Annotated in this window: 15 protein-coding genes; 5 read left to right on the plus strand and 10 right to left on the minus strand. The window is 72.5% G+C overall.

The features are described 5' to 3' along the window. Positions 1–107 precede the first annotated feature (107 nt). The 3 genes from ABT114_RS30555 to ABT114_RS30565 all read right to left on the minus strand — a co-directional run bounded on the left by ABT114_RS30555 (position 108) and on the right by ABT114_RS30565 (position 2273). Positions 108–734: a YigZ family protein gene (locus ABT114_RS30555; RefSeq protein WP_351146108.1), complete on the minus strand. Its 627-nt coding sequence runs from the start codon at positions 732–734 to the stop codon at positions 108–110. A gap of 268 nt (positions 735–1002) precedes the next feature. Continuing rightward, on the minus strand, positions 1003–1548 hold the full coding sequence (locus ABT114_RS30560) for a SixA phosphatase family protein (RefSeq protein WP_351146109.1): 546 nt from the start codon (positions 1546–1548) through the stop codon (positions 1003–1005). After that, positions 1545–2273, minus strand: a complete 729-nt coding sequence (locus ABT114_RS30565; protein WP_351146110.1) for a hypothetical protein — start codon at positions 2271–2273, stop codon at positions 1545–1547. Before ABT114_RS30565 ends, ABT114_RS30560 begins: the two co-directional genes overlap by 4 nt. Before the next feature lie 175 nt (positions 2274–2448). Between ABT114_RS30565 and ABT114_RS30570 the strand changes: the two genes are divergently transcribed. Continuing rightward, entirely contained in the window at positions 2449–2856 is a 408-nt protein-coding gene (locus ABT114_RS30570; RefSeq protein WP_351146111.1) for a CoA-binding protein, read from the plus strand. A gap of 45 nt (positions 2857–2901) precedes the next feature. Then, on the plus strand, positions 2902–4128 hold the full coding sequence (locus ABT114_RS30575; protein WP_351146112.1) for a 4-hydroxybenzoate 3-monooxygenase: 1227 nt from the start codon (positions 2902–2904) through the stop codon (positions 4126–4128). Positions 4129–4144: 16 nt separating this feature from the next. Here ABT114_RS30575 and ABT114_RS30580 read toward each other — a convergent pair whose 3' ends face one another. Next, a complete protein-coding gene (locus ABT114_RS30580; RefSeq protein WP_351146113.1) occupies positions 4145–4504 on the minus strand; it encodes an ArsR/SmtB family transcription factor in 360 nt (119 codons plus the stop codon). A gap of 78 nt (positions 4505–4582) precedes the next feature. Between ABT114_RS30580 and ABT114_RS30585 the strand changes: the two genes are divergently transcribed. Continuing rightward, complete coding sequence (locus tag ABT114_RS30585; protein WP_351146114.1) at positions 4583–5644, plus strand: cation diffusion facilitator family transporter; 1062 nt, start codon at positions 4583–4585, stop codon at positions 5642–5644. A 2-nt stretch (positions 5645–5646) separates the two neighbouring features. On the opposite strand, the gene ABT114_RS30590 is transcribed toward ABT114_RS30585, so the two are convergent. Both ABT114_RS30590 and ABT114_RS30595 read right to left on the minus strand, forming a co-directional pair. Next, positions 5647–6204, minus strand: coding sequence for a YbaK/EbsC family protein (locus tag ABT114_RS30590; protein WP_351146115.1), 558 nt, complete (start codon positions 6202–6204; stop codon positions 5647–5649). 43 nt (positions 6205–6247) lie between these two features. Continuing rightward, a complete protein-coding gene (locus ABT114_RS30595) occupies positions 6248–6820 on the minus strand; it encodes a helix-turn-helix domain-containing protein (protein WP_351146116.1) in 573 nt (190 codons plus the stop codon). 124 nt (positions 6821–6944) lie between these two features. Between ABT114_RS30595 and ABT114_RS30600 the strand changes: the two genes are divergently transcribed. Continuing rightward, complete coding sequence (locus ABT114_RS30600; RefSeq protein ID WP_351146117.1) at positions 6945–7802, plus strand: DMT family transporter; 858 nt, start codon at positions 6945–6947, stop codon at positions 7800–7802. Between the two features lie 68 nt (positions 7803–7870). On the opposite strand, the gene ABT114_RS30605 is transcribed toward ABT114_RS30600, so the two are convergent. Next, complete coding sequence (locus ABT114_RS30605) at positions 7871–8668, minus strand: acyltransferase (RefSeq protein ID WP_351146118.1); 798 nt, start codon at positions 8666–8668, stop codon at positions 7871–7873. A 76-nt stretch (positions 8669–8744) separates the two neighbouring features. Between ABT114_RS30605 and ABT114_RS30610 the strand changes: the two genes are divergently transcribed. Next, on the plus strand, positions 8745–9275 hold the full coding sequence (locus tag ABT114_RS30610; RefSeq protein ID WP_351146119.1) for a gamma carbonic anhydrase family protein: 531 nt from the start codon (positions 8745–8747) through the stop codon (positions 9273–9275). A gap of 16 nt (positions 9276–9291) precedes the next feature. Here the strand turns inward: ABT114_RS30610 and ABT114_RS30615 are convergent, their stop codons facing one another. The 3 genes from ABT114_RS30615 to ABT114_RS30625 form a co-directional block, all read right to left on the minus strand. Next, a complete protein-coding gene (locus ABT114_RS30615) occupies positions 9292–9942 on the minus strand; it encodes a DedA family protein (RefSeq protein WP_351146120.1) in 651 nt (216 codons plus the stop codon). Positions 9943–10019: 77 nt separating this feature from the next. Beyond that, positions 10020–10499, minus strand: a complete 480-nt coding sequence (locus ABT114_RS30620; protein WP_351146129.1) for a carboxylesterase family protein — start codon at positions 10497–10499, stop codon at positions 10020–10022. Then, a partial coding sequence (locus tag ABT114_RS30625; protein WP_351146121.1) for a zinc ribbon domain-containing protein occupies positions 10409–10768 on the minus strand: 360 nt, incomplete at its 5' end. The genes ABT114_RS30620 and ABT114_RS30625, both read right to left, overlap by 91 nt.

The following is a 10768-nucleotide window of genomic DNA, read 5'->3' on the forward strand; positions in this document are numbered from 1 at the left end:
GATCCCCGAGGTTAACGGCCGGGTCTGACATCACGGGCGGTTACTCCCGTATCAACCCGTCACGACCGGCCACCCATATGTACGTTATGAGGAGAAAGCGCCATTCATCAAGCGTCCCCGTACGCCTCGCCGCCCAGCTCGAACCCCGCCGTCCCGGCCGTCACATCCGCGAGCCACCCCCGGAAGGCCTCCACATCGGCGTCCGGCAGCCCGATCTCGATGGTGACCGCCTCCCCGTAACGAACGTCACGTACCTCGCGCCCGGTCGACCGCAGGTCGTTCTGCACCTTGCCCGCCCGCTGGTGGTCGACGGTCACCGTGGCCAGCCGGAAGCGCCGCCGGGTGAGGGTACCGAGGGCGTCCAGGGCCTCGCCGACCGCGCCGCCGTACGCCCGGATCAGTCCGCCCGCGCCGAGCTTGACGCCACCGTAGTAGCGGGTGACGACGGCGACGACGTACCGCATGTCGCGGCGCAGCAGCATCTGGAGCATGGGGACCCCTGCCGTGCCGCCGGGTTCGCCGTCGTCGCCGGCCTTCTGGACCGAGGCGTCGGCTCCGATGACGTAGGCCCAGCAGTTGTGGGTGGCGTCGGCGTGCTCCTTGCGGACGGCGGCGAGGAAGGCCTGGGCCTCCTGCTCGGTGGCCGCCGGGGCGAGCGCGCACAGGAAGCGGGAACGGTTGACCTCGGTCTCGTGCACGCCCGCGTGGGCGACTGTGCGGTACTCGTCCTGCATCCGGCCAGCCTATGCGCAGTCGGTGCGGTCGCCCGCGTCGCGGGTGCGGGCGGCGAGGTGGTGGGTACGCCCTCCGTCGTCGTCCGGGAGCCCGGCAGGCCCCCGCCGATCACGAGGAGACAGGGAGACACCGGCACGACCGGCACGCACGTGGGCGCTTCCTGATCTTCGGCGAGGGCGAGGTCGCGCCGGTCACCCGCGAGGTGCTGCGCCGCGCGGAGCCGCACCCGGACCGGCGGCCGTACGTCCACGTGGGCCGGCCCGGCGCTCAGCCCTGCTTCTTCCCTCTCGGCACGGTCATCGACGTCAGCAGGGCCGTGCCCGGGGCGAGGGCCCGCCAGGTGGCGCCGTGCCACGCGAGGACCGCGATCGCCGAGGTGGGGAACTTCACGCGGACCTCGTCCAGCGCTCCGTCGAGGCCTTCACCGGCCAGGTCGAGGACCAGCTCCTCCAGGCCGGGGTTGTGCCCGACCAGCAGCAGTGTCTCGACCTCGGGGGGCGTCTCACGCACCACCTCCAGCAAATCCAGCGCGTCGGCCCCGTACAGCCTCGGGTCGTACCGCACCGGCGGCGGGGTGCCCCACTCGGCGGCGGCGAGGTCCCAGGTCTGGCGGGCGCGCAGGGCGGTGGAGCACAGGGCGAGATCGGGCAGGGAGTCGGCCTCGGCGAGGGCGCGGCCCGCGGCCGGGGCGTCCCGGCGGCCGCGCGGGGCGAGGGGCCGCCGGTGGTCGGGGACGCCCTCCGGCCAGGCTGACTTGGCGTGCCGCAGCACGACCAGCCGGCGCAGCGGTCCCGCTCCGGCGCGCGCGATCATGCCGGAGCTCCCAGGTCGCGGGTGAGCTCGAGGCCGAGGAGCCGGTCGGCGTAGGCGTACGTCTCGAAGCGGGCGCCGTCCGGCAGGTCCGGCCCGGCCTCCTCCACCCACCGCAGGACGCGCAGGACCTCGGGTACGTCCAGGTCGTCCTCCCAGGCGGTACGGAGCCGTCCACGCACCTCGTCGGGGACCGGCCTGGACGGCCTGGTCGCCCAGGTGGCGACCGCGCGGCGCCAGCGCCCGAGGGTGCGGTCGGCGTCCGTGAGGGTGGCCGGTCCGAGTCGTACGGGCGCGCTCCGCCGGAGACCGAGGAGGGCCAGCCGAAGGACTGACGGATCGGTGCCCTCAGGAACGCCGGCCTTCGCCGACAGGACGGGCGCGACCTCGACGCGGACCCCGTCGGGCACGGCACCGCCCTCGCCCACCACGTGGAGGACCTGGGCCTCGCCCAGCCCGGGTCCGATGTCCCGCCCCTCCTCGAAGGGCCGGACACCGAGGGCGGCGGCACTCGCGCGGAGCTCGGCCTGGTCGCGCGGCGCGGTCAGCAGCGCCCAGACCGGCGTCCCGCCGAGCTCCAGGGCGCGTACGAGCAGGTCGGTGACGAGCAGCACGCGCAGGGCCGTGGCGTCGAACCCCGGCGCGTGCGCCTCGACACGGGTCAGGCCCCGGCGGACGGGGGCGGCGTCGACGGGTTCGCCGGTACGGGCGTCGATGATGCGAAGCACGGGGTGAGCGTAGGCGGACGGACGCCGATACGCAGGCAGGCTGTGTGGATTCAGGACACGGAGCCCGCGCCGGGAGTATGGCGGACCGGCCCGGAATCCCCGCACACCGTCCGCTGTTGACCCCCACGACAGCGTCTCTTTCCCAGTCAGTTCCCCTGTCCATAGGAGGCCGCCGGTGTACGGCGACGAGGCAACGATCCGCAAGATCCTCACCGAGCTCGGTGACACCTGGGCCGTGGTGGGCCTGTCGTCGAACCGGAGCCGCGCCGCGTACGGCGTCGCCGAGGTGCTCCAGCGCTTCGGCAAGCGGGTCGTCCCCGTCCACCCCAAGGCGGAGACCGTGCACGGCGAGCAGGGCTACGCGTCCCTCGCGGACATCCCCTTCGAGGTGGACGTCGTCGACGTCTTCGTCAACAGCCACCTCGCCGGAACGGTCGCCGACGAGGCGGTCGGCAAGGGCGCGCGGGCGGTCTGGTTCCAGCTGGGCGTCGTCGACGAGGCGGCGTACGACCGCACCCGTGCGGCGGGCCTGGACATGGTGATGAACCGCTGCCCGGCGATCGAGATCCCGGCGCTGCGCTAGGAGGGGGGCGGGCCCGGCTCGCGCCGGCCCCAACATAATGACCGGGTGACCTTCACTTCCCCCCACCTCCCCGGCTCCCCCTCCCCGCAGCACTGCCCGGTCGTCGTCGTGGGCGCCGGGCCGGCGGGGCTCACCGTCGGCAACATCCTGCGGGCCGCCGGTGTCGCCTGTGTCGTCCTGGAGACCGAGACGAGGGAGTTCATCGAGCAGCGGCCCAGGGCCGGAGTCGTCGAGGAGTGGGCCGTGCGGGCCCTCCAGCAGAGGGGCCTCGCCGGGAACCTGCTGGAGCGTGCGCAGAGGCACACGCAGTGCGAGTTCCGGTTCGACGGCGAGCGGTACCGTTTCCCCTACGGCGAGTTGACGGGCCGTCACCACTTTGTCTATCCGCAGCCGTTGCTGGTGACGGACCTGGTGCACGAGTACGCGGACGTGCGCGGCGGGGACATACGGTTCGCGGTGCGGGACGTACAGCTGCACGACCTGGACTCGGACCGGCCCTCGGTGTCGTACCTCGACCCGGAGACCGGTCAACGGCAGCTGTTGCACTGCGACTTCGTCGCCGGATGCGACGGGGCGCGCGGCGTGACGCGCACCGCGCTGCCGGCCGACCGGGCCCGGGTGGCGCGGCACGACTACGGCATCGGCTGGCTGGCTCTCCTGGCCGAGGCGCCGCCGTCGTCCGACTGCGTGCTGTTCGGCGTCCATCCGCGCGGTTTCGCCGGTCACATGGCCCGCGGTTCCGAGGTGACCCGCTACTACCTCCAGTGCCCGCCCGGCGACGACCCGGACAACTGGCCGCACGACCGCGTCTGGACGGAGCTGCAGCAGCGCCTCGGCGCGGCGGGCGTTCCGCCGCTCACCGAGGGACGGCTGATCGAGAAGCGCGTGCTGGACATGCACGACTACGTCGTCGAGCCGATGGTCCACGGGCGGCTCTTCCTGGCGGGTGACGCGGCCCACCTCGTCGCACCCATCGCGGCCAAGGGCATGAACCTCGCCCTGCACGACGCGTTCCTGCTCGGTGACGCGCTGGTCGACCACCTCACCAAGGGCGACGGCCAAGGGCTCGACGACTACTCGGAGGCGTGTCTGCGGCGCGTATGGGACTACCAGGAGTTCTCGCACTGGCTCTCCGAGGTGTACCACGGGGCCGCCACGGGCGACCGGTTCCGCGCGGGCACCACACTGGCCCGGCTGCGCCGCCTGTTCACCTCACCCGTGGCGGCCGCCGCCTTCGCCGAGCAGTACCTGGGCACGGCCGCCCGGTACTGACGCGACGCGCTCCCGGTCAGTCGTGCACGGGCTGGTCGCCGAGCCGGTGGTCGGCCACGTTCAGCGCCTCGTCGACGAGGCGGCGCAGATGGCCGTCGCGGAGTGCGTAGATCACCCGGCGGCCCTCCTTGCGGGTGCTCACCAGACCGGCCAGGCGCAGCCGCGCCAGATGCTGACTCACGGCGGGCCGTGCCGCCCCGCACGCCTCCGTGAGGGTGGTGACGTCGGCCTCCCCCGCCGCCAGCGCATGCAGCAGCGTGAGGCGGGTGCGGTCGCCGAGCAGGGCGAGGAGCTCGGCCGCGAGCGCGAACTGCTCCTCGCCCGGGGTGCGCGGATGCGCATGATGCGCAGGTGATAGGTGCATGCGTGCGCTCATACGCACATAATGGCCCCGTGGGCGGCGTGCGTCCACTCCCGCGCACATCCACTCCCTGCGCACCGGAAGGGGATCCACGTGAGCGACCGGAACCACCACGGACACGAGCACGGCCATGAGCACCCTCATCACGAGGGGCACGCCCACCCCACCACCGGCCTCCGCCACCGTCTCACCCACCTCCTCACCCCCCACTCCCACGAGACCGCCGACAAACTCGACCCCGCCCTGGAGTCCTCGGCCCACGGCATGCGCGCGCTGTGGGTCTCGCTGGCGGTGCTCGGGGCGACGGCGCTGGCGCAGGCGGTCGTCGTGGCCATGTCCGGGTCGGTGGCGCTGCTCGGCGACACGGTGCACAACGCCGCGGACGCGTTGACCGCCATACCGCTCGGCATCGCCTTCGTGCTGGGCAGGCGCGCGGCGACGCGCCGCTTCACCTACGGCTACGGCCGCGCCGAGGACCTGGCCGGCCTCGCGATCGTGCTGACGATCGCCGCGTCCGCGGCCTTCGCCGGGTGGACGGCGATCGAGCGGCTTGTCTCCCCGCGCCCCGTCGAGCACGTCCCGGCGGTCGCCGTGGCCGCCCTCGTCGGTTTCGCGGGCAACGAGTGGGTGGCCCGCTATCGCATCCGTGTCGGCCGGTCGATCGGTTCGGCCGCGCTGGTCGCGGACGGACTCCATGCCCGTACGGACGGGTTCACCTCACTGGCGGTGCTCGTGGGCGCCGGCGGTTCGGCGCTCGGCTGGGAACCGGCCGACCCGCTGGTCGGGTTGGCGATCACGGCCGCGATCGCCCTGGTGCTGCGCGACGCGGCGCGTGAGGTGTTCCGGCGGGTGCTGGACGCCGTCGACCCGGCCCTGGTGGACCGGGCCGAACGGGCGCTGGCGGAGGTCGAGGGGGTACGCGAGGTGGGCGAGCTGCGGCTGCGCTGGATCGGGCACCGGCTGCGCGCCGAGGTGGCGGTCGTCATGGACGGCGAGGCGACGGTACGGCAGGCCCATGCGATCGCCGTCGACGCCGAACACGCCCTGCTGCACGCCGTCCCGAGGCTCACCGCTGCCCTGGTGCACGCCGACCCTGCGCCCGTCCCGGGCGAGCCGGATCCGCATCTGGCGCTGGCCCATCACACGCCCGGGTGACCTCAGGCCACTCCCAGCCCCTCCAGCACGACCGCGCCCGGCAGTTGCACGAACGCCTTCCCCGGCACCAGCAGCTTGCCGCGCCGCCGTCCGCTGCCGACCAGGACGTACGGCAGGTCGACGACGGCCGAGTCCACCAGCACCGGCCAGCCGTCGGGCAGTCCGATCGGGGTGATCCCGCCGTACTCCATGCCGGTCTCCCCCGTCGCCGTGTCCATGGGCGCGAACGAGGCCTTGCGGGCGCCGAGCTGACGGCGCACGGCACCGTTCACGTCGACGCGCGTGGTGGACAGGACGACGCACGCGGCCAGCGTGGACTCGCCACCGCGCTTGCCGGCGACGACCACGCAGTTGGCGGACCGCTCGAGCAGGTCCCGCCCGTAGTGCTCCACGAAGACGGCGGTGTCGGCCCACTGCGGGTCGGTCTCGACGTAGAGGATCTCGTCGGCGGGAACGCTGCCGGCCCACAGGCGTACGGCGTCGGCGACCGGGCGCGTGAGCTCGTCGAGGCAGTCGGGGGCGGGGGTGGCGTGGTCGAAGTCTCCGATGGGTGCGCGCATGGCCGCACGGTAACAGCCGCCCGACGGCCGCCCACGAGGTGTCTCAGTGCACGGGCGGGACCGAGACGGCCATCACCATCTCCATCGGGACATCGCCCTGATTGCCGTACGTGTGCAGGGTGTTGGCCTCGAAGGAGGCGCTCGCGCCCGCCGGGACGCGGTACTCCACGCCGTCGACGGTGAGGGTCAGCTCCCCGGCCGTGACGTGGACGAGTTCGACCGTGCCGGCGGGGTGCGGGTCGGAGGGGCTGCTGTCGCCGGGCATCAGGCGCCAGTCCCACATCTCCAGCGGTCCGGGGGCCTCGGTGCCCGCGAGGAGGCGGCTGTAGCTGCCCGCGTCCGTGTGCCACAGCCGTGCGGCCTGTTCGGCGGGGACGATGCGGACCTTCGGGCCCTGTTCGTAGTCGAGCAGGGTGGTGATGCTGATGCCGAGGGCGTCGCCGATCTTGACGACCGTGCCGATGCTGGGGTTGGTGCGGGCCTGCTCGATCTGGATGAGCATGCCGCGGCTGACACCGGCCCGGGCGGCGAGCGCGTCCAGGGTGAAGCCACGGTCGGTGCGCCAGCGCTTGACGTTGCGCGCCAGGGACTGGGTCAGCAGGTCGAGATCCGACACATTCCGTCCAATATCGGGAGTTATGAAGCACTCGGAGTTCAGTATTTTAGATGACAGGGTTCACTTTGTTGAACTACTGTGTGGTGGACCCGATCGTTCACCGAACTGTACTGCGAGGCGACCCTTGACAGCATTCTTCGCCCTGGCCACCAGCCTCCTGTGGGGCCTGGCCGACTTCGGCGGCGGGGTGCTGACGCGCCGATTCCCGGCGCTGACGGTGGTCGTGGTCTCGCAGGGGATCGCCGCGGCCGTGCTCGGCGCGATCGTGGCCGCCACCGGAGGCTGGAGCGAGGCCGGACCACGGCTGTGGTTCGCGTTCGCCGCGGGTCTGGTGGGCCCCATCGCGCTGCTCTCCTTCTACAAGGCGCTCGCCCTGGGCCCGATGGGAGTCGTCTCCCCGCTCGCCACGCTCAGCGTGGCCGTCCCGGTCGGCGTCGGACTCTTCCTCGGCGAGCGCCCCGGGCTGACGCAGGTCGCCGGGATCGCGGTCGCCGTCACCGGTGTCGTACTCGCCGGCGGTCCGCAGCTGAGGGGCGCCGCGGTGCAGCGTCAGGCGATCCTGCTGACGCTGATCGCCGCGCTCGGTTTCGGCACGGTCTTCGCGCTGATCGCCGAGGCGTCGACCACGGTCACCGGTCTCTTCCTGGCGCTCTTCGTACAGCGCGTGACGAACGTGGCCGTGGGCGGTGCCGCGCTGTACGTCTCCGTCCGGCGGGGCGCACCGGCACTTCCGGCGGGCGGCTTCCCCTGGACCTCGCTCCCGGCGCTCGCCTTCGTCGGCCTCGCCGACGTCGCGGCCAACGGCACGTACTCGGTCGCCGCCCAGCACGGCCCGGTCATGGTCGCCGCCGTGCTCGCCTCGCTCTACCCGGTGGTGACCGCGCTGGCCGCGCGCGGCTTCCTCAGCGAGCGGCTGCGGGCGGTGCAGGCGGCCGGCGCGGGCCTGGCCCTGGTGGGCACCCTGCTGCTGGCCACCGGCTGACTCAGGACTCCAGCCTGCTCAGGACATCGGCTGACTCAGTACTCCCCGCCCCCAGGACTCCGACCGACTCAGGACTCCGGTTCCAGCTGGGCCAGCCTCGCCGCCGTCTCCTCGTCGAGACCCGACAGCGCCACGAGTTGCTCGGAGGTGACCCCGTCCGGGATCGGCACCGGTGCCGGGCTGCGCAGGGGCGGCTGCCAGCCGTCGGCGGGCGTCCAGCGCCGTACGACCCGGGCGGGCGCCCCGGCCACCACGGCGTGGTCGGGCACGACACCCCGGACGACGGCGCCCGCGGCCACCACGACGTTCCGTCCGATCCGCGCCCCCGGCAGGATCACGGCCCCCGTGCCGATCCAGCATCCGGGCCCGATCTCCACGGGCTCCATCCGCGGCCACTGCTTGCCGATGGGCTCGTGCGGGTCGTCGTAGGAGTGGTTCGTGGACGTGACGTAGACGTACGGCCCGAAGTAGCAGTCGCTGCCGATGGTGACCGTCGTGTCGGCGATGACATGGCTGCCGCGGCCCAGCACGACCCCGTCGCCGATGCGCAGGATCGGGTCCGGGCCCAGATCGAGGTCGGGCATGAGGCCGGCGGTCAGGGTGACCTGTTCGCCGACGATGCAGTGGGAGCCGAGATGGATCCAGGGCTCACCGAAGACGGTGCCGAGGGGGAAGGCGAGCCTGGTCGCCGTTCCCATCGAGCCGAAGCGGAAGCGCCCGGGGTGCTCGGCGGTGACGGAGCCCGTGCGCTGCACCCAGGCCCAGCCCGCGTGGACGGCCCGCTGCGCGACGCGGCGCCGCCAGGATGAGAACGTGTTCTTGCGCTTCGGCACCCGCTCACCGTAGTCGGCGCGCACTGCGCCCATGAGGCCGGAGCCCTGTGATCTTCACCCCACCGGGTGGCGTACGGTGCCGGTGTACGACGGACACGAGGAGACGGTCATGACGCACAAGGCGCTGATCACTGGTATCGCGGGCAGAGAACCGAAGGTGGACCCGGAGGCCTTCGTGGCCCCCACCTCGACGGTGATCGGCGATGTGACGCTGGAGGCGGGGGCGAGCGTCTGGTACGGGGCGGTGCTGCGCGGCGACGTCGAGCGGATCTCGGTCGGCGCGAGCAGCAACGTCCAGGACAACTGCACCCTCCACGCCGACCCCGGCTTCCCCGTGACCGTCGGCGAGCGCGTCTCCATCGGGCACAACGCCGTCGTGCACGGCGCGACGGTCGGCGACGACTGCCTGATCGGCATGGGCGCCACGGTGCTCAACGGCGCGGTGATCGGCGCCGGCTCCCTGGTCGCCGCCCAGGCACTGGTACCGCAGGGCATGCAGGTGCCCCCGGGCTCACTGGTCGCGGGCGTCCCGGCGAAGGTCAGGCGGGAGCTGTCGGAGGAGGAGCGTCAGGGCGTCACCCTCAACGGCACGATGTACGCGGAGCTGGCCAAGGCGCACCGGCAGGTGCACGAGGACTGAGTCCTGCGGCCGGTTCCTACTCGGTGGCCGGGACGGTTTCCCGCTCGGCCGCCTCCTTCTGCGCCGTCGCCTTCTTCGCCCTGCGCTTCAGCACCAGCATCGAGGTGAGCCCGATGAGCACGGCGGCCACCAGCCCCAGATACGAGAAGCGCTTCAGCCAGTCCTCGGCGACGAGGCCGACGTAGTAGATGACCGCGGTCGTGCCGCCCGCCCAGATGATGCCGCCGAGCAGGTTGGCGATGAGGAACTTCCAGTACGGCATCCGCAGCACGCCCGCGAGCGGGCCGGCGAAGATGCGCAGCAGGGCGACGAAGCGGCCGAAGAAGACGGCCCACATACCCCACTTCTCGAACGACCGTTCGGCGGTGGCGATGTGCCCCTCGCCGAAGTGCTTGGGGAACTTCTTGCCGAGCCAGGCCAGCAGCGGCCGTCCGCCCTTGCGGCCGATGGCGTAGCCGATGGAGTCGCCGATCACGGCGCCGGCGCTGGCACACGCGCCGAGGACGATGGGGTTGACGCCCCCGTGCTGCGAGGAGAGCAGGGCCGCCGACACCAGGATGATCTCGCCGGGCAGCGGGATGCCCAGGCTCTCCAGACCGATGACCAGGGCCACCACGGCGTAGACGGCACCCGCGGGCACCGTGTCGAGCCACTCCTGCACGTGCACCGCGGCTTCCTCCCGTTTTGTGTCCCTGCGTTCCCGGCGTGCGCCGCGAGGGGGCACACGCCGGGAAGCCTACCGGGTCACCCGGACATGTCGGCGTCCCACAGATCGCACCGATGCTCCTCGTGCACGGTCGTACTCGGGGTGTTTCCGCCCGCGGACGCGGTCCGCAGCGCCAGCACGGTCCCCGGACGGCCGGGCATCACCGGCTGCCCGGCGGCGCGCGGCACCCCGTCCCGGACGAAGGAACCCCAGTACTGGACCATCTGCCGGGACAGCACCCGCTGCTCGGCGTTCAGCGGCGAGTCGAGTCCGAAGTGCTTGAAGAGGTACTGCACCTCGTTCACATGGGTCGCGCCGAAGTCGAAGTCCGTGTGCAGGTTCCGCAGCGAGGCGAAGGGCGGCGAGGTGCGGTCGGCGAACTCGTACGATTGAAGATCTCTCCCCTGTGAGCGGGGGAGATTCCCCCCTACCTTGCGGTGGTGGGTTTGACGCCGTGGCCAGCGCGCCTGACGACTGCCCTTCCGGCAGCCGGGACGAGCGCGTGGCCCGTCCGAAATCGATGCAGCACGGTACGGGCGGCATTGTGGTCGGCGTTGCCTTGCCAGCCGCATCCGGGGTTGTTGCACACGAACTCGGCCTGGCTGCGGCGGCTGCCCGGTGTCACGGTGTGACAGGCGGAGCATTCCTGTGAGGTGCCCGGGGCGGGCACCTCGGCCAGCGTCCCGCCCCGGCGCTCCAGCTTGTAGGCCAGGAGCTCGACCGTTGTGCCCCAGGCCTCGCCGAGGATGGACCGGTTCAGGCCCGCCTTCTGCGCCACCTGTCTGCC

Origin of the sequence: Streptomyces sp. NPDC002088 (genome assembly GCF_040296605.1) — a bacterium.
GTDB lineage: Bacteria > Actinomycetota > Actinomycetes > Streptomycetales > Streptomycetaceae > Streptomyces.

Bases quoted from the DNA above. Each gene is read 5' to 3' on its own strand.
- ABT114_RS30555 (WP_351146108.1), bottom strand. From the start codon at position 734: ATGCAGGACGAGTACCGCACAGTCGCCCACGCGGGCGTGCACGAGACC.
- ABT114_RS30560 (WP_351146109.1), bottom strand. From the start codon at position 1,548: ATGATCGCGCGCGCCGGAGCGGGACCGCTGCGCCGGCTGGTCGTGCTG.
- ABT114_RS30580 (WP_351146113.1), bottom strand. From the start codon at position 4,504: ATGAGCGCACGCATGCACCTATCACCTGCGCATCATGCGCATCCGCGC.
- ABT114_RS30590 (WP_351146115.1), bottom strand. From the start codon at position 6,204: ATGCGCGCACCCATCGGAGACTTCGACCACGCCACCCCCGCCCCCGAC.
- ABT114_RS30605 (WP_351146118.1), bottom strand. From the start codon at position 8,668: ATGGGCGCAGTGCGCGCCGACTACGGTGAGCGGGTGCCGAAGCGCAAG.
- ABT114_RS30610 (WP_351146119.1), top strand. From the start codon at position 8,745: ATGACGCACAAGGCGCTGATCACTGGTATCGCGGGCAGAGAACCGAAG.